The following is a 17,227-nucleotide window of genomic DNA, read 5'->3' as shown; positions in this document are numbered from 1 at the left end:
TGAGGATCGCCCGGTGCTTTTGCGCTGCGACCCTCTTCCCGTTGTTGGTATCATCGAACCGAACGGAGGTGCCCCATGCCGATTCACGACTGGACCCGTGTCGAAGCCGGGGTCTTCCACGATTTCCACCACGCCTGGATTGAGGAGATCAAGCGTATTCTGAATGCCAGGGTGCTGCCGCCGGATTACTACGCGATGGCCGAGCAGGTGACCGGCGGGTTCGGCCCCGATGTCTTGACGCTCCAGGGTGCTGCGCCGGACGACGAGCCCGACGGCTCGAACGGCTCGAACGGCTCGAACGGCTCGAACGGCTCCTGGTCGCCCCTCGGTCCGAATCCGGGGGCGGGGGGCCTTGCCCTGGCCGAGCCGAAGCTTGCTCCGTCGGCCGAGACCGACATGGAGTTTTACCGGCGCAAGGCGGCGAGCGTCACGGTCCGGCACGTCAGCGATGATCGGGTGGTGGCGATTGTCGAGGTCGTCTCGCCCGGCAACAAGCACAGCCAGATGGCAATCGAGCAGTTCGTCCGCAAGGCGGCCTTCCTGCTCGACCAGAAGATCCACCTGATGATCCTCGACCTGCTGCCGCCCGGCCCCCGCGACCCGAACGGTATCCACGCCCTGATCTGGGAAGCGATCGACGGCCGTCCGCTCCCGAAGCAGGAGCGCCCCTTGACGCTCGCCAGCTACGAGACGGACGAGACGATCCGTGCCTTCGTCGTGCCGGCCGCCGTGGGCGATCGCCTGACCGACATGCCCCTGTTCCTCTTGCCTCGGGGATGCGTCGAAGTCCCCCTGGAAGCAACGTACCAGGCGGCCTTTGACGTCTTCCCGAGGCGATGGAAGCCCCGGCTCGAAGGGTGAGCGTCAAGGGCCAAACAGACCACCGGCGCGCAGACGCATCACTGGAAGGCCGGCATCACCGCGAGCAAGGTGGCGAACGTCAGTGCGGTCTGGATCAGGCCGACCAGCCAGAATCGCCATTCCGGCCAATGCTCCCGACGCACCGCGAGGATGACCAGCACCGGAAACCCGAACAGGGCGAACAGGTACGTCGGGGCCACAATGCCTTCGACCCATTCGGCAATCGCCTTGGGCAAGAGGCCCCGGCAGAGGACCCCGGCGAGGGAAACCCAGGCCAGTTGCGCGGCAATCAGCAAGCGTAATCGCATGGTCAGGGCTCCATGCGAGCGGTTTCCCGTTGCGTGTCGAGGTGGTCGGCCCCCCTCACCCGGCCTGCGGCCACCCTCTCCCCCGCGAGCGGGGAGAGGGGTCCGCGGCACGGTCAATCCGCCATGTGAGGCGGACGCCGCGCCAGCCGACCTGCGCGCTAGCCGACCTGGATGACCCGGTGGTTGATCGACCGACGACGGCCGAGCGGCGATCGGTAGTCGAAATAGCCGAGCCCGAGGTTGCCGGCCAGGGCGATGTGTTGCGGCTGGCGGATGTCGAAGCCTTCGCGCTGGAACGGGTCGGCCGCGAGCTTGCCAACGGCGCCGACGCCGGGCACGCCCATCTCGGCCCGCTTGGCGTCGATGATGTCCCATTCCACGTGGTCGATCGCCACCGGGTCGGTGCCGACGAGCAGGGCGTTGTAATCCCAGGCCCAGTCGGCGTTGTTGCCGAACGGCCCGCCTTGCCAGATGCCTCGGATGCCGTCCATGATCTGCAAGACGCACTTGGCCCGGATGATCGGGTGCTGGACGATCGACGGGATGAACGTGTTCGTGGCGTTGGCCGCCGGGGTCGAGTGCGACCGCTCGACGTTGTTGACCAGGCCGTGGCTCATGTTCTTCAGGCAGCCGGTCACGCCCGAGGCGCCGTGGTCTTTCAGGCAAGGCAGGCTGATGATCTTGTTCAGGCGCTTGGTGACGAGCAGGCCGAGGTGCGAGCGATAGGCGCGGTCGTCCTTCGGATCGTGGCCGGAGCTGACGAGGTTCATCTCGACGAACTCGTCACGGTCGTAGCCGGAAAATCCTTTGCCCCCCTCGAAGTCGAGCTTCAACTGGGAGCCGTCCCCTTCCTTCGGAGTCAGACCACCAAAGGCGACGCCATCGGGCAGGATGTTCTGGTAGCCGGCGGCGAGGAATTCCGACTCATAGCGGTCGAAGACGACCACGTCGGTCAGCTTCACCCCCGCCGATCGCAGGCCGTCGATGACTTCGAGAACCAGTTCGGGAGAGGTCGGATGCTGCGGGTGGCCGTTGGGCACGACCTTGATGCCGACCACGTCTCCCGGCTCGACGAAGGACCGCCAGGCTTCGACCGGGTGATCGGCGCCGGTCAGTTCGGTCAGGGCTCGGCCGAGGGTCGCCCGGATCGCCTCACGGCTCTTGGCGCCGCCACGGATCATCGCCGGGTTGCGGGCCTCGATCACTTGACCGGGATACGGTCCCGGGACGCCGAGCGTTCCGTCCGGCTCGGCGTTCCCTCCGCGATTTCGCCCTCGGGGCGCCTGCTGGGCCGAGGCGAACGTCGGCAATGCCCCCAATGCCGAAACGGCCGCGGCGGCCCCCGCCAAGAATTGACGACGTTGCATCCCACCGCACGGATAACGACCGCGCATCATCGAAACTCCTTTTGGGGATCCGACACCCTCGGCGTCGGAGAGCGAATCGGACGACTCGCACACAGAGAAGACGGAGCAAGGAATCAACGGAACGGAACTCGAAGCAGCCCCGTTGTCGAGAATCGCGGGACTGCGAGACGTGCATCGCGATTGATCCCATGCATCGAGCACTCTGGAATCAACTGCTGCGTTCCCCGATTCTACACGGTTCCCCGCGCCGCGCCTCTGGCTGACTGACCTTTTGCTTCACTCGTGATGACGCAGAAACACCTGATCGGGCACGATCGCTCGAAACGGCCGCGCGAGCGGGCCACGACTCCCGATCACGCCTCGGGCCGGCGGCCCACCACCACCCGCTCGATGCAGGTCATGGTGAAGTCGGGGCGAGCCGGCAGATAGGCGTCGGAATCGGGATCGACGAGGCGATCGAAGACCTCTCGCATCTCGGGGTCGATCCGGCCGATCACCCGGCGTCGGAGGGCCGCCAGTTCCAGGTCGATGAAGGCCCGCTCGGGTTCCGTAAGTGGCGCCCAGCGGTCGATCGCCCGGGTCGAAACCGAAACGCGATCCAGACCGGCCTCTCGGGCCAGTTGCGGCAGGCGACGCCCGGCGTAGTAGCGTCTCGGCTGGCCGATCTGCGCGGCCAGGGCCTCCAGCTCGGCCCGGCGCAGGGCCAGCTCCAGGTCTTCCGGCCAGGGGAGGATCAGGTGGTGCAGCGCATCTTCTTCAAGAACGGCGATGGCCCCTCCCGGCCGGACCAGGCGAGCCATCCCGCGCAGGACTTCGATCGCGTCGGGCAGGCTCCGAAGGCTCCGAGCGCACCAGGCCAGATCGAACGACCCTTCCTGTAACGGGACGCGAAAGACGTCGGCCTCGACGAAGCGCACGAGGCCCTCCGGGTCCTGTTCGCTGACGACCTGACGGGCCAGCGTGAGGTACGCCCCGCTCAGATCGACCGCCACGACCCGGCCCTCCGGCCCGACCCGATCGGCGAGCCAGGCCGCATAACGGCCGTCGCCACAGGCCAGGTCGAGCACCCGGTTTCCCTCGGCGATCGGCAACGCCCCGATCAGTTCTCGCAACTCGTCGCCAAACGCCTGATGAAACGCCGCAAGCGATTCCTGGTAGCTGGGGATGGTGTCTTCGGTGTCGGTCATTGCGCGCATGCCCTCCGCTCGAAGGGGCCGGATCGAGGGCGGTCGATCGGCTCGCCCCTGGGACAATCGGGATGCGGCGAGCAAGTTCGATGCCAGTGGTCCGTTCCGTCCGACGATCGCTTGCACAGGAAACACGCGGGGGCTTGACCGGCTTCGAGCCTCGGGGCGATCCTCTGGAGGCTGGCCCCTTGGAAAAAGACTGCACCAACCGCTCCCAAATGAGCAAAGGGATCGCCGCGATGCCCGACCGCCGATCGCACCGAGGGGCCGACCCGCGCGACGCCTCGCTGTTCGCTCCCGAGGCCATCCCGGCGCTTCGCGAGGCGGTGGCGGATCTGGCCTGGCTGTTCGGTCGGGGCTATGCCGAGGCGTCGAGCCTGAAGCTCGTTGGCGACCGCCACCGGCTGCCCGATCGCTCGCGGAAAGCTGTTTTACGATCGGCCTGTTCCGATGCCCAGCGGGCCGATCGCCTGAGCCGTCGGCTCGATCTCGACGCGATCGCCGGCCGCTCGTTGCGGATCGACGGCTTCAACGTCCTGACGACGATCGAGGCGGCGCTGGGCGGGGCCCCGTTACTGCTCGGCCGGGACGGGTCGCTCCGAGACCTGGCGGGAGTCCACGGCACCTATCGGCGGGTTGAGGAAACGCGGCCGGCAATCGCCCTGATCGGCGAGGCACTGGCCGATTGGCGGGTCGGCCCGAGCCTCTGGCTGCTCGACCGGCCGGTCTCGAACAGCGGGCGCCTGGCGGCGATCCTGCGCGAGGTGGCCTCGGATCGCGGCTGGCCCTGGGAGGTCGAGCTTCCCTTCAACCCCGACGCCGAACTGATCGCCGGGCCTGCCGAGGTGGTCGTCGCGTCGGCCGATTCGGAGGTCCTCGACCACTGTGCCCAGTGGTTCCCGATGGCCCGCCTGGTCGTTGAGCGAGCGGTGCCGGGGGCGTGGGTCGTTGACCTTTCCGAGCCTCCTCGCGTGGGGCCGGGCGTTGCGGAGGAGCCGTCGGGCCAGTAGCCTGAACCTCAACGCGGATTGCCCGGACCTCGGGAACCGCATGATCCCACCGACGGACCCCGACGATTCCCGCCCCCGAGACACCGGGGCCAATCCAACCGAGATCCTCGCTCGAAGACCTTCAACAGGGAGCCCGACGCCCATGATTCGCCGCACCTCGACCCGATCCGCCTCCGCCCCCTGGTGGCTGGCCCTGCTGCCGATGACCTTCGCCCTGATCCTCTCCCCGATCGCCTCGACGGCCTCCTTCGCCCAGGACGAGGAGAAGCCGGCCGAGGACGCCAAGCCGCAAGAGGAGGCCGATCCGAACGATCCCGAAGTCCTCAAGGCACGGATCGCCGAGCTGGAGAAGAAGGTCGCCGACCTGGAGCTGACCCTCGCCATCAAGGATCTGGAAGCCCTGGGCGCGGGGGTTGCCGTCGAAGGCCCCGACGAGGGGCCGAAGACCACCCGAGTCACCCTGCCGAAGCTTTGGCGAGGCGATGCCGCCGCCCTGGAAGCCCTCAAGGGGCTGCCCTCTGTCACCGTCGTTTACGTGGACAACCCCGAATTCAACGACGAGGCCGCGGCCAAGCTGAAGGAAATCAAGGGAATCACCGCCCTGACCATCATGTCTCCGGCCCTGACCGGCGCGGCCCTGGAACACCTGAAGGAACTCCCCTCGCTCGGCATGCTCTTTCTGACCGGCACCGAGGTCGGCGACGAGGGGCTCGCCCACCTCAAGGAGCTTCCCGAGCTGAAGGAGCTTTCCCTGAGCAAGACCAAGATCACCGACGCCGGGCTCGCCACCCTCGCCGAGCTGCCCCAGCTCCGCACGCTCTACCTGATCGGCACCGAGGTTTCCGACGAGGCCGTCGCCAAACTTCAGGAAGCCAAGCCCGACGCCCGGATCGTTCGCTGAGCAAGTGTTTGGGCGTGGCTCACTGACGGACCAGACAGAAACAAAGGGGCTACGGGGATTGGCTCGGCGGTGGCTCGACGCCGCTCCCCGTGGTTCGCTTCGGCCGATGGGTAAGCGCATAGCCGTACCACTTCAGGTAGTGCGGCAACCAGGCCCGGAGGCGGAATCGCGACGCACCGGCCGAGCGGTCGCGCCAGGTGGAGGGGACCTCGCCAATGGTGCAGCCGGCGGCGTGAGCCTTGGCGGTGATCTCCAGGGAATAGGCAAAGCCCCCCTGGCTCTCAATCGGAAAATCGAGCAGGACCTGGCGGCGATAAGCGCGGAAGGCGTTCGTGGCGTCATGAATCGGCAGGGCGCCGAGCCAGTAAAGACTGACGCCCGCGACCCTCGACATCGTTTTCTTGAGCAACGGGCCGCCGATCTGCCGCCCTCCCTTCATGTAGCGTGAGGCGGCGACGATGTCGTAGCCGTCTTGCCGGATCATCCGGACCATCGTCGGCACGACGGTCAGGTCGTCGGACAGGTCGGCCATGGTGATGATGACCACCTCGGCGGTCGTCGCGGCGATTCCGGCCCGGATCGCATTGAGAACCCCTTTGCCCAGGGTGTTCTTGACCGTCTCGACCCAGGGATACGCCGGGGCCAGGCGGCGAAGTTCGGGCAGGGTGTCGTCTTCGTCGAAGTCGTAGACGACAAGGACGCGCTTGGGAATTTGCACCTGCGCATCGAGTTCGGCCAGCGCCCGAGCGATGTTCGCTCCCTCGTTGTAGACGGGCATGACGAAGTCGATCTCGGCCAGGCTGGAGGCGCTCGCAGCCTCGGTGGTCATGGCGATCCTCCGGCCGAAGCGCCCGGCTTGCGAGCGACCACAAGCATCTGGCCGCCGAACAGCCAGTGCGCCGGCGGCAGGGCCAGGTAGAGGCGAACCAGGATCGGCCATTGCGGCAATCGGCTCTTGGTCGTGTACGGCAGGAATTTCGCCCGAGACTCGATCACCTCATACCCGGCGATCCCGAGCGCCTCGGCCATGCCCTTTTCGCTCAGGGGCAAGGTGTGGTCGAAGAAGTCCCAGAACGCCCCGCCCACCACCCGGGCGTTCGGCTGCATGATCATCAACCGACCGCCCGGCCGGAGCACCGTCCGCAAGGCTCCGAGGACCTGGAGCAGGGCATCGGGACCTCTCAGGTGTTCGAACACATTGCTGGCGAAGGCCAGGTCGATCGACTCGGGTGCGATCACTTCATCAAGGCGTTCCAGCGGATGCGTGAAGACCTCGACCCCCGCGCCGGCGGCCGTCACCGTGTCGGGGTTCAGGTCGACGGCGATCCGACGCCGCGCCCTGACCTGATTAACGAAGTCACAGTAGCCGGCCCCGACGTCGAGCACGGCCCCCTCGGCCGGCACGTAATGGTCGAAGAAGGATCGGCAAAGGACCTGCCAGAGCCGTGCCTTCCCCTGTCGGTCGCGGGCGCTGAAGCGGCCGGCGTAGAGCCGGTCAAGCTCGGCGTTGAGCGCACCCGCACCGGCCGGAGTGGTCGGGGCGGTCAAATGCCCCCCACCTTGATCTGCTGGTCGATCCACGGAATGATCTCGTCGAGGGATTCCGACAACGACGTCGTCGCTTCGAAGCCAAGCACGCGCCTGGCCTTGCTCACATCCGGCACCCGCCGCTGCACGTCATGAGGGAAGGGGGGATCGCTGACATAGCGAAACGGCTCATCCTTGCCTCGAACCTTGGTCCAGATCAGTTCGGCCAGTTCCAGCACCGTCGTGGAAACATCGGTCGAAAGATTGAAATCTTCATTCGTTGCATCGGGATGCTCGACCGCCAGGCGAATCCCCCGCGCCAGGTCGCCGCCGTACGTGTAATGCCGGACCTGGCGCCCATCCCCCAGCAGGTGCAGCGGGTCCTGGCCCTTGAGCACCTTCTGAACGAGGTCGGGCACGACGTGGCTCATGGCCAGCTTCACATTTCCCGACATGACCTCATGATCGCCCACGGCTCGTTTTTCGCCGATCCCCACACAGTTGAACGGCCGGACGATCGTGTACGGCAGCGTGTACTGTTCCCAGGCTCCCTGGGCGAAGTACTCGGTTGCCAGCTTCTGAAAGCCGTAGGTCGAGGCCGGCGGCGGGCAGCGACGCTCGGCTCCTTCGGGGGTCGGAAACTCGTCGCAGCTCTCAAAAACCATCGACGAGCTGACCACGGTGATCTTCCGGAGCGACCCCTGACCGCCGTTGAAGCCGGCGATCGCTGCGTCGAAGGCCGCGGCCGTGATCCGCTCATTCTCGGCGATCAGGTCGTACGCTTTCTCATGAAAGAGTGAGATGCCGCCGATAATGGCCGCACCGGCCACGAAGTGATCGCACCCCCGGAGCAATTCGGTCAGCAAGGCCACGTCCTTGGCATCCCCGCGCACCAGGCGATAGCGGGGGTGCTGGTCGTAGGAGTGATCGATCGGCCCGTACTTCGAATAGTTGTCCAGGCCGATCACCTCGTGCCCGGCCTCCAGCAACTCCTCGACCAGGTATCCGGCAATGAACCCGGCGGCTCCGGTGACCAGGATCTTCATCGATGCGCCATCCTCATTCCATCAATCGAGCCGGCATGGTGGGCGACGTCCGACAACGGACGGACTGCGACAGGCTGCGAACCGGGCGAACCACCGACCCTTGATCGTATCGTCCCAGGAATCGCCCCGCCGTTCAAGGCATCCGGCGCACTCGGATCACTCCGGAAACGCTCCCCGACCCGACAGATTCCAGACATCCACCACCGGCAGCTCGCTCGGAATCGACAGCTCTCGATACCTCCGGTGCGGTGCTCCGATGAACAGAAGATCCGCCCGCGCCACCACGTCCTCGACCGGCAGAAAGTTCGGGTCACGAATATACTCATCCGTACACAAGACGGTTTCCGCTTCCGCTTCGAGCAGCTTGCGCAGCTTGTACGAGAGGGATTCTCTCGGGTCGTCGCTCTCGGCCTTGAAGGCCATGCCCAGCAGGCCGACGGTCATGCTCGCCAGGTCAAAGCGCTGCTTGGCGTGCTTGACCAGAAAGTTCGGCAACCCTTCATTCACCAGCATCGCCGCATGACCAAGTGCAAAGTTATTGTTATAGGCAGCCGAGAGCTGCATTGTGTCCTTGAACAGACAGGGTCCGGCGGCGAACCCGCTTCGGGGCAGGCCCGCCATGCGGGGGTAGTCCTGGGTCAGGGCATTGTGAAGCCTGGAAAAGTCCAGGCCATGATCGGCGGCAATCATGAAGAACTGATTCGCCGTGGCAAATTGAATGTAGCGCCAAACGTTGGCGAAAATCTTCGTCAGCTCCGCCTCCAACGGCGAGAGAAAGATCAAGGATTTCGCAATCGTTCCGAACAGTTCCGATGCAGCCTCGATCGCTCGATCGTCACAGCCGGAGACAATCTGCGGCAGGACAACCAGTTCCTCCATCGCCTTCCCCTCGGCCACGCGTTCGGGGCAGAAGGCCACGTGGACTCGTACCCCCGACCGATCGAGCAACGCCCGGATCTTCTCGGTCGTGCCGGGGAAGACGGTGCTGCGGAGAATGACCGTCTGCCCGTCTCTCAGATGCGGAATGAGCCCCTGGAAGAAGCGACGCATCGTGTGGAAGGTGGGATTGAGATGTTCATCAACCGGGGTGCCGATCACCACCACCACATGCCTGGCCTGCGAGACGAGTTCCGGCTCGGTGCCCACCTCCAGTGTCCGGCCGATGACCGCCCGAAGCGCCTCCTCGGCCCCGGTTTCGAGAAAGGGCATCCGCCCCGATCGGACCAGTTCGACCGCCTGCGCGTTGATGTCGGAAACGCTGACCTTCAAGCCGTGCGAGGCAAAGGTGATTGCCAGCGGCAAGCCCACATGGCCGCAGCCTCCCACCACACAGACATCGTGCCGGAACTCGGGATCGGCCATCGGTCGGATCGCTCCGGTTGCATCGTCGCCGGCCAGTCGGCGGACCTGGCCGGCGGATCAGGGCAGGGCAGGGGGTTCCGTGCGGGACCAGATCGCCCAGACCGTTTCGTCAATTGTTGCCGAGCCTGACCGGGTCGTCAAAGGCTGGCCTGGCGTTGAGTGTGTGCCTTGCCGTCAGGATCGGCCCCGGCCTGGCTGGTGTCGGCCTCACGCTCCGTCGCCACTGGCCCGGCGAGCGACCGCCAGCACCGACGTGCCGAACGGAACCGGCACGCGAGCAAGCACCCGGTCTTCCACCTCGCAGAGCTGTCGCATCACCGCGTTGACCCGAGGCGAGGGAATGCCGTGCTGCGCCACCTTCCGCCGACGCCCGAGGTTGACCAGGCGTACGGCCAGCTTCGGCGCGAACAGCCCCCGGAAGACGTATCGCAATCGGATTGGTTCCAGGCCGATCCCCTCCAGCACCCGACGCAGCCGACCGATCGTATACCGTCGGTAATGATGATTGATCTCATCGTGCTCGTCCCAGAGCGTTTCGAACGCGGGGACGGTCACGACCAGCAGACCGTTAGGCCGGAGCATCCGGACCATCGCATCGGCCGCGGCGCGATCGTCGTCGATATGCTCCAGCACGTCGAGCGCCGTGATCAGATCGAACCGCCACGAGGGGGCCTCGTAACGTGGATCGCCCAGCGGCGCGGTGAAAATCCGATCGCGGTACGGCCCGTTCGGGTCGAGCAAGCGCTCGTCCACCTCGATCCCCCGCACCCGGCCGAACGCCGAGAGCGCCGGGAACGACAAGCCATCGCCACAGCCGACATCGAGAATCTCCCGATCCTCGCCCGGCTCCAGTCCCATCTGCCGGATCGTCCGCAGCACGATGGCTTCCCTGGCCCGCCACCACCAGTGCTCGTTGTAGAGCCGGGCATAGACCGCGCCATACGATTCACGCATGATGATCCATCCGAGCCGATTCGATGCGCCCCGGCTCTCCCTCGCCGCCTCGCTCCACCGATTGGGCGACCACTTCGCGGATGATCGCCTGCGGGCGGCCTCTCGACTCATCGCAGGTTCGCACGACGTACTCGCCGACGATCCCGAGGCAAAGCAACTGCACCCCGGCGAAGAACCAGATCGAGACAATCAGGCTGGCGAACCCGCTCGGGAACCGCTCGGGAGCCAGGAAGGACCAGATGATGTAGAAAATTGCAATCCCGATCGCCAGCGCCGACAGCACGAACCCAGCAAGCTGCATCACCCGGATCGGCAAGCTTGAAAAAGAGAACAAGCCATCATACGCGAGAGCAACGAGCTTTCGAAGCGTGTACTTCGGGGCTCCCGCGTGCCGAGCCGCCCGCTCATAGGGGACCCCCACTTGCCGGAATCCGACCCAGGCCCGCAAGCCTCTGAGAAACCGCCGTTGCTCGGGCAGGGCGAGCATGGCGTCGACGACCGGCCTCCTCATGCAGCAGAAATCCCCCGAATCGAGCGGGATCTCAATCGCCGAGACGGCCCTGAGCACTCGATAAAAACTTGCGTACGCCATGCGGGCCGGGAGCGACTCCTTGCGCCTCGTCCGCACCCCGTACGCCACGTCGGCCCCGCGATCGAGCGTCTCGATCAGGGCCGCAATCGCTTCCGGAGGGTCCTGCAAATCTCCGTCGATGATCGCCACGACCGACCCTCTTGCCATGCCGAGCCCGGTCCCGATCGCCGCCTGATGCCCGAAATTCCTCGACAGGAAGACCCCCTTGTACCTCGGGTCACGCGCGACCATCGCGCGGATGATCTCCTCCGAGCCGTCCCTGCTCCCGTCCGACACCAGGAGAAATTCCAAGCGATCAAACCCCAACCCCTCGACCGCCCCCGCCAGCCGCTTTTCCAGCTCCGGCAGCGCCTCCTCCTCGTCGTACACCGGTACGACGACCGAAAGCATGGCCCGGTCCAATTCTCGCCGACTCATCGTCCCGAGCCCTTCGCCTTCAGCGTTTCGAACAACCTCTGGGCATGCGCCGACGCCTCCTTGACACTCTTGGGATCAAGGCCGGCGAGGATCTCGGAAGAGTGCTTCCCTTTATTATATTTGCCCTTCTGACATGCCTTTGTCGCGCCGCCGAGCGCCTCCAGAGCGCGACGCTTATCGATCGATTCGATATTGGACGCCCCCGGCAACGCCCCGGAGTGGAAGTGCTGGCCGAAGTACCTCGCGAGCCACTGGCGATCGGCCAGGAACCAGCTCTCCATGCACTGGACCATCAGGTGGGCCTGATCGTCGGTCGCTCCCCCAGGCCTGGAAAACCGGTCGACCCGGAGCAGATGGTCCCACGGCTTCCCGAAGTGTTGGGGGAGGACGGCCTCCTCGCTATCGACCAGCAGGATCGGCGCTTGCACCGGTCCGGCCTTACGTAACGCGATCCCGAAATCCCTGAACGCATCGCGACGGCTCCCGCACACCCGGATGACGATGCTCGCCTCAGGGAGGCCCGACCTAGCGAAGAACCGCTTGAAGGCGTCCCGGAGCCCCTGGTCCAGGACCCGATTCCCGCCCCCCTCGACATAGAGCTTGACGACGCTCACCAGCGGTTGCCCCCGATCTCGCCGCGGCTCCAGAGCTGACCCAGGGTGTAGTGTTCGAGCCACTCCTTAAGATCCTCACCGTCGAGTCGCCGCATCACCGTGCCCGACTCCCCCTTCTCACAGATAACCACGTCCTCGGGCGAGTACGTCAAGGCATCAACCAGGATTTCCGAGTGGGTCGTGATGATCAACTGCGTCCGCTCCGACGCCTTCTTGATCAGTTTCGCCAGGTTCACCAGCACGTCCGGGTGCAGCCCCAGTTCCGGCTCCTCGATGCAGATCAACGGCGGCGGCTTCGGGTGACAAAGGATTGCGAGCAAGCAGAGATAACGAAGGGTCCCATCAGACAGGCGAGTCGCAGGGACCGGGAAACGCTCTTCCTCCAAGTAGAGCTGAACCCTACCGCCGAGGACATCAATCCCGAAGTCGGTGATCCCCGGATAGAGGTCGCCGAGCAACTCAAGCAGCTCCCGCTTGACAGGAAGATTCCGCTTGAGCCTGTTCAACACAAGCCCCAGATTCAGATAGTCTTCGGCGAGGAAATCACCCTTCTCATCAGACTGTTGGGGCAGGCGGAGCGGACAACTACGGCCGAACGACCAATCTCGGTAAATTCTTATTCTTTTATAGAATTCCAATAAAAGGAGAAGTGCCGTCGGGGCCTGCTTGAGCATGAACTCTTCTTCATGATCCCTGCCAAAGAGGTAAGCCTGCGACAGAATCGATTGATTTTGGTCAAGCACGATGCTGTGCGAACCGGTACTGGAAGAAGGCGGCGACGACTGCTCCTTTTTACGATCGAAGATTCGCTCCCTTCGGTCACCCTCGCTCGCCGGAATATCGACCCACTCGTCTGAGATGGAAATCGCCTCGACCTGCCCGGCGAAATGGGGGATGACGTGCCCCAGATCCTGGATCTCACAATGATGCCAAATCGAGAAAGGAGACAGGCTTTCTGGCTCATTCAATTCAATGGTAATGGACGCCTTGACTTTTTCGGACAATCCTTTCCAGAGCCATTCGTCAATGCCTCCTCCTCTTTGGATGGGCTTCGTAATGTCCGTCGGCGCCGCCTGCAACAGCCCGATCGCCTCGATGAAGTTCGACTTCCCCGAGCCGTTCGGTCCGATCAGAACATTCAAATTGCGCAGCGCAAAGGGCGGCGTCTCGGGGCCGAAGGAGAGGAGGTTGCGGAGGGTGATCTCGCGGAGGAACATGGCGATGCGTCCGAAGCGAGCGGGAGGGGAAGGGGCCTTGAAAAAGGGGAAGGCCCCGTGGACCTCAGGAGAGCAGGAACTCCAGGTCGTCGCGCGAGAGGCTCTTGATGATCGAGCGGTTATCGGCGTTGAGGATCGCGTCGGCCAGCTCGCGTTTCTGTTGCTGGAGGTCGACGATCTTCTGCTCGACGGTGTCGCGGCAGATCAGGCGGTAGGCGAAGACGTTGTGCGTCTGGCCGATCCGGTGCGAGCGGTCGATGGCCTGGGCCTCCACCGCGGGGTTCCACCAGGGGTCGAGCAGGTAGACGTACTCGGCCGCCGTCAGGTTCAGGCCCAGGCCGCCGGCCTTCAGGCTGATGAGGAAGATCGGGCAGTCGGGATCGTTCTGGAACCGCTCGACACGCTGGGCCCGGTTACGGGTCCGGCCGTCGAGGTATTCGTAGGTCAATCCTTCCTGATCCAACGCGTCCTTGACCAGGCCGAGGAAGGTGGTGAACTGCGAGAAGACGAGCGCCTTGTGCCCTTCGTCCACCACCTCGGCCAGTTGCGGCAAGAGCATGTCGAGCTTCGCCGACGGTTCCTCGCCGTATTGCTCGCCGTTGATCAAAGCCGGATGGCAGGCCGCCTGGCGGAGTCGCAAGAGGGCTTCGAGGACCTCGATCTTGGATTTGTTCAGATCGCTCGATCCCTTGCGCAAGAGGGCGTGACGATAGTGGGCCTTCAGCTCCTCGTAAATGCGGCGCTGGGCGGGTTCCATCGTGCAGTAGAGGGTTTGCTCGGTCTTCTCGGGCAAATCCTTCACGACCTGAGACTTCGTCCGTCGCAGGATGAACGGCTTCAGCGCCTTGGCCAGGCCGGCCCGCGCCCCTTCGTCTTGCCCGGCCGAGGCGCCGGTGAGCCCCTTGAATGCGGTGGCGCTGCCGAGCATACCGGGGTTGAGGAACTCGATAATCGACCAGAGTTCTCCCAGGTGGTTTTCGATCGGTGTGCCGCTCATGGCGAGCTTGTGCTTGCCCTTGAGCAGCCGGCACGCCTTGGCGGCCTGGCTCGTCGCGTTCTTGATCGACTGAGCCTCGTCGAGGATGACGAAGTCGAACTCGATCTTCGACAGCTCGGCCGCGTCGGTGCGGACGGTGCCGTAGGTGGTGACGATCAGGTCGTACTCGTCGAACGTCTCCCGCATTTGCGGGCGGCCGCGGCCGGTGTAGTCGAGCACGCGAAGCTCAGGGGTGAACTTCGCCGCTTCTTCCAGCCAGTTGAAGACGAGCGACCGGGGAACAACCGCCAGGGCCGGCCCCTCGGCCTTCTCCGAGACTTTCCGGTGCTGCAACAGGGCGAGCACCTGAATCGTCTTGCCCAGGCCCATGTCGTCGGCCAGAATCCCGCCGAAGCCGAAGCGCTCCAGGTAGTCGAGCCACCCGAGCCCCTCGCGCTGATACGGCCGAAGCTCTCCTTCGAAGCCTTCGGGGGCGTCGAGTGCTCGGACCCCCTCGAACTCGTGCAGTTGCTTGCGGGCGCGGCGGAAGCCTTCATCGACCTTCACGTTCGGCTGGCTGGCCAGCAGCGCGTCGAGCAGACTCGCCTGGGCGAAGCCGAAGCGGAGGATGCCGTCCTTCTCGGTGCCGAGATCGACAAGCATCCCGTACTTCTTCATCCAGTCTTCGGGCAAGACGCCGACCGAGCCGTCGGCCAGGGTGATCCGGTCTTCCCCACGACGGGCGGCGGCCAGGACCTCGGGCAAGGGGACCGACTGCCCGCCGAAATCGACCGCGCCGTCCAGCTCGAACCAGTCGATCCCGCTCGTCACCGAGAGTTTGAACTCACCGACCGGCTGGATCACTTCCCCTTCGGCCTCGACCTGCCAGCCTTCGGCCACCAGCTCTCGGACGACCAGGCCGAGCCGCTTGGCCGGCAGCTCCAGGGTGCCGGGATCGACCAGGTGGTCTTTCGACTCCCGGAAACCGACCTCGAACAACCGGATCGCCGCCGCTTGCTCGGCCGGAACGTCGCGGTGGATGACCACCCCTTTGCTCGTGCTGACGAACAGGTTGCCGGTCGTCTGCGCAGGGACGGCTGTTGTGTTGTAGACGTATTCAAGCTGGCCGAGCACCCGATCGGCCTCGACGCCATAGTTGCGCCTCGGGCTCCGGGCGACCAGGCGAGGCCGGGGAGCCGACCGGATTGTCTCCAGCGGCAGGTCTTCAATCAGGTCGCCGGGGCCGAGCTTCGCTTCTTCGAGGATCGAGGCAAGCATCGTGTCTTGCTTTTCGACATCCAGGAAGATCAGCTCTTTTTCCTCGCGGAGTCGAGATACCCACTGCGGCACTCCCGCGTCGTCGAACCGGGCCGCCCGGCCGGTGCCGAGGATCAACAGGCCCGGCAAGATCGCCAACGGCTCGGCCAGATCGATCCGGCCATGCTTGCGGTGCAGGGCTCCTCGCCAGGTCCAGCGCTTGCCGGCAGAGTCTTGCTTCACGTCGAGCCAGAACTGCCAGGGGGGACCGTCGTCCCAGCGGAGCCCCGGGGGATCGTCTTCGCCGTCGGTTCGTCGCAGGCGGCAGCGGCCCGTTCGGCAGAGTTTTTCGATGATCTCGACCTGACGGCCCGGTGCCAGCACAAAGCGTCGAATCGCCCCCGGCAGCTTGGCGGGGCCGCGAGAACCGCTCGCTCCTCCTCCCGAGGACCCGGCTCCCGATCCCGATCCCGCACTCGCCGAGGCTCCCAGATCTCTTGCCTGCTGAAGCAGTTCGAGGATCTGAAGGTCCTCGACATCCACCTTCGAGGCCGCCGTGGCCGGCGTGTGCCACCAGGGGCGCAACGGACCCCGGGTGCCGTCGGGCTTGCGCTCGCGGCGGGCGAGGTCGATCACCAGTCGCCCTTGAGCCTGGGTCGCCGGCACATCGACAATGTAGTAGAGCCGTCGCTTGGTTTTCTTCGGCTTGTTCTGAGCCGCGGGAACCTGTCCCTTCCCCCCTGGGCCTTGCTGAGCCTTGGGCAGGGGCTTGCCCCCCTTGGCAAACGGAACCCCCGCACGAGGGACATACCCCTTGGCGCCGGGTCCACCGCTCGGCCCCGGCCCCGGTCCCGTCGGCAGCGGTCCCTGACCCGACTTGCGATGCGGACCCTTCGGATGCTGCGGGCGTCCCTGGCCCCCTCCCGGTCCCGGCCGGTGTCCCGACGGGCCATGCGTCGCGTACCCCTGCTTCGGTCCCGGCCCCGAGCCAGGGCCATGACCCGATCCATGACCATGACCATGCCCCGGACCATGACCATTCACCCGGCCGTTGGGCGGCGGTTCGAACGCCGGGGGAGCCGCCCCGGTGGGGGGCTGGCGTCGAGGAGGTCCGACCGGGAGCAGGCGAAGCGGTCGGCCTTCGGCGCTTTCGAGCAAGCCGCGCGCATCGGTCGCCAGCACCGTGGCCCAGATGTGCTTGCACGGCGCGCCGGCCCCTTCCGGACCGAAGTACGGACACGTACACGAGGCGAGCAGGCGATCGCCGCGCAGCCAGAGCCGCACGCGGTAGCTCGTCGTGCCGCGAACCTTCGCGGCAATCTCGCCCGGTCCATCCACGCGGACCAGTACCCGCCCCTTGGCGAAGTAGGCCCGGCCCCGGGCTCGGACCCCCTCGGCGAAGTCGCGGGCGACTTTCTGGGCGATCCCCGTCGGCGCCTTTCGTCTCGGTTCCACGCTGCTCTCCTGGCGTCGGAAATCGGGGGATGATCCAGATCCGTTCCTTCTGGGCGCACGATGCTGCGACAGAAGGTCACGGTCCGGTTCGATCGGCCCTCGGGACGCCTGCGCCTCGGACGGCCGGGGCACCCGCTCGGTTCGATCAGCGATCGGTCCAAGCGGAAGGCCCTCGG

General features: G+C 65.5%; 15 protein-coding genes. 3 read left to right on the top strand and 12 right to left on the bottom strand.

The genetic code is table 11. The features are described from left to right. The first annotated feature begins 75 nt into the window (after positions 1-75). Entirely contained in the window at positions 76-861 is a 786-nt protein-coding gene (locus GA615_RS17315) for a DUF4058 family protein (RefSeq protein WP_152052576.1), read from the top strand. Positions 862-899: 38 nt separating this feature from the next. Here the strand turns inward: GA615_RS17315 and GA615_RS17310 are convergent, their stop codons facing one another. From GA615_RS17310 to GA615_RS17300, 3 genes are all read right to left on the bottom strand, one after another. Further along, positions 900-1,169 carry a hypothetical protein gene (locus tag GA615_RS17310; RefSeq protein ID WP_152052575.1) on the bottom strand — a complete coding sequence of 90 codons (270 nt, stop codon included), beginning with the start codon at positions 1,167-1,169 and terminating at the stop codon, positions 900-902. 158 nt (positions 1,170-1,327) lie between these two features. After that, the gene (locus tag GA615_RS17305; RefSeq protein WP_235905522.1) at positions 1,328-2,566 is read right to left on the bottom strand and encodes a DUF362 domain-containing protein; all 1,239 of its coding nucleotides are present in this window, start codon (positions 2,564-2,566) and stop codon (positions 1,328-1,330) included. 323 nt (positions 2,567-2,889) lie between these two features. After that, positions 2,890-3,732 carry a class I SAM-dependent methyltransferase gene (locus GA615_RS17300; protein ID WP_152052574.1) on the bottom strand — a complete coding sequence of 281 codons (843 nt, stop codon included), beginning with the start codon at positions 3,730-3,732 and terminating at the stop codon, positions 2,890-2,892. A gap of 179 nt (positions 3,733-3,911) precedes the next feature. Here GA615_RS17300 and GA615_RS17295 point away from each other — a divergent pair, with 179 nt between their 5' ends. Beyond that, positions 3,912-4,733, top strand: a complete 822-nt coding sequence (locus GA615_RS17295; RefSeq protein ID WP_161602398.1) for a DUF434 domain-containing protein — start codon at positions 3,912-3,914, stop codon at positions 4,731-4,733. A gap of 142 nt (positions 4,734-4,875) precedes the next feature. Next, entirely contained in the window at positions 4,876-5,634 is a 759-nt protein-coding gene (locus GA615_RS17290) for a hypothetical protein (RefSeq protein WP_152052572.1), read from the top strand. 49 nt (positions 5,635-5,683) lie between these two features. On the opposite strand, the gene GA615_RS17285 is transcribed toward GA615_RS17290, so the two are convergent. The 9 genes from GA615_RS17285 to GA615_RS17245 form a co-directional block, all read right to left on the bottom strand. After that, positions 5,684-6,463 (bottom strand): glycosyltransferase, encoded by a 780-nt coding sequence (locus tag GA615_RS17285; RefSeq protein ID WP_152052571.1) that lies wholly within the window; start codon positions 6,461-6,463, stop codon positions 5,684-5,686. Continuing rightward, positions 6,460-7,215: a class I SAM-dependent methyltransferase gene (locus GA615_RS17280; RefSeq protein WP_201750220.1), complete on the bottom strand. Its 756-nt coding sequence runs from the start codon at positions 7,213-7,215 to the stop codon at positions 6,460-6,462. Before GA615_RS17280 ends, GA615_RS17285 begins: the two co-directional genes overlap by 4 nt. Continuing rightward, positions 7,179-8,207, bottom strand: a complete 1,029-nt coding sequence (locus GA615_RS17275) for an NAD-dependent epimerase/dehydratase family protein (protein WP_152052570.1) — start codon at positions 8,205-8,207, stop codon at positions 7,179-7,181. The genes GA615_RS17280 and GA615_RS17275 overlap by 37 nt, the downstream gene beginning before the upstream one ends. Before the next feature lie 156 nt (positions 8,208-8,363). After that, the gene (locus GA615_RS17270; RefSeq protein WP_152052569.1) at positions 8,364-9,569 is read right to left on the bottom strand and encodes a nucleotide sugar dehydrogenase; all 1,206 of its coding nucleotides are present in this window, start codon (positions 9,567-9,569) and stop codon (positions 8,364-8,366) included. Between the two features lie 207 nt (positions 9,570-9,776). Continuing rightward, complete coding sequence (locus tag GA615_RS17265) at positions 9,777-10,523, bottom strand: class I SAM-dependent DNA methyltransferase (RefSeq protein WP_161602397.1); 747 nt, start codon at positions 10,521-10,523, stop codon at positions 9,777-9,779. Beyond that, positions 10,516-11,532 carry a glycosyltransferase family 2 protein gene (locus tag GA615_RS17260; protein WP_152052567.1) on the bottom strand — a complete coding sequence of 339 codons (1,017 nt, stop codon included), beginning with the start codon at positions 11,530-11,532 and terminating at the stop codon, positions 10,516-10,518. Before GA615_RS17260 ends, GA615_RS17265 begins: the two co-directional genes overlap by 8 nt. Continuing rightward, a complete protein-coding gene (locus tag GA615_RS17255) occupies positions 11,529-12,146 on the bottom strand; it encodes a DUF4276 family protein (RefSeq protein ID WP_161602396.1) in 618 nt (205 codons plus the stop codon). The genes GA615_RS17260 and GA615_RS17255 overlap by 4 nt, the downstream gene beginning before the upstream one ends. Beyond that, a complete protein-coding gene (locus tag GA615_RS17250) occupies positions 12,143-13,363 on the bottom strand; it encodes an AAA family ATPase (protein WP_152052565.1) in 1,221 nt (406 codons plus the stop codon). Before GA615_RS17250 ends, GA615_RS17255 begins: the two co-directional genes overlap by 4 nt. 64 nt (positions 13,364-13,427) lie before the next feature. Continuing rightward, complete coding sequence (locus GA615_RS17245) at positions 13,428-17,051, bottom strand: DEAD/DEAH box helicase (RefSeq protein WP_161602395.1); 3,624 nt, start codon at positions 17,049-17,051, stop codon at positions 13,428-13,430. Positions 17,052-17,227 lie beyond the last annotated feature (176 nt).

The organism is Tautonia marina, assembly GCF_009177065.1.
Lineage (GTDB): Bacteria > Planctomycetota > Planctomycetia > Isosphaerales > Isosphaeraceae > Tautonia > Tautonia marina.
Note: the sequence above shows the minus strand (reverse complement) of the source record. Positions and strands in the feature narration are given on the sequence as shown.

What these genes read in the sequence shown, in the direction of transcription:
- GA615_RS17315 (WP_152052576.1), top strand. Translation starts at nt 76, where the DNA reads ATGCCGATTCACGACTGGACCCGTGTCGAAGCCGGGGTCTTCCACGAT.
- GA615_RS17310 (WP_152052575.1), bottom strand. Translation starts at nt 1,169, where the DNA reads ATGCGATTACGCTTGCTGATTGCCGCGCAACTGGCCTGGGTTTCCCTC.
- GA615_RS17305 (WP_235905522.1), bottom strand. Translation starts at nt 2,566, where the DNA reads ATGATGCGCGGTCGTTATCCGTGCGGTGGGATGCAACGTCGTCAATTC.
- GA615_RS17300 (WP_152052574.1), bottom strand. Translation starts at nt 3,732, where the DNA reads ATGCGCGCAATGACCGACACCGAAGACACCATCCCCAGCTACCAGGAA.
- GA615_RS17290 (WP_152052572.1), top strand. Translation starts at nt 4,876, where the DNA reads ATGATTCGCCGCACCTCGACCCGATCCGCCTCCGCCCCCTGGTGGCTG.
- GA615_RS17285 (WP_152052571.1), bottom strand. Translation starts at nt 6,463, where the DNA reads ATGACCACCGAGGCTGCGAGCGCCTCCAGCCTGGCCGAGATCGACTTC.
- GA615_RS17275 (WP_152052570.1), bottom strand. Translation starts at nt 8,207, where the DNA reads ATGAAGATCCTGGTCACCGGAGCCGCCGGGTTCATTGCCGGATACCTG.
- GA615_RS17270 (WP_152052569.1), bottom strand. Translation starts at nt 9,569, where the DNA reads ATGGCCGATCCCGAGTTCCGGCACGATGTCTGTGTGGTGGGAGGCTGC.
- GA615_RS17265 (WP_161602397.1), bottom strand. Translation starts at nt 10,523, where the DNA reads ATGCGTGAATCGTATGGCGCGGTCTATGCCCGGCTCTACAACGAGCAC.
- GA615_RS17260 (WP_152052567.1), bottom strand. Translation starts at nt 11,532, where the DNA reads ATGAGTCGGCGAGAATTGGACCGGGCCATGCTTTCGGTCGTCGTACCG.
- GA615_RS17250 (WP_152052565.1), bottom strand. Translation starts at nt 13,363, where the DNA reads ATGTTCCTCCGCGAGATCACCCTCCGCAACCTCCTCTCCTTCGGCCCC.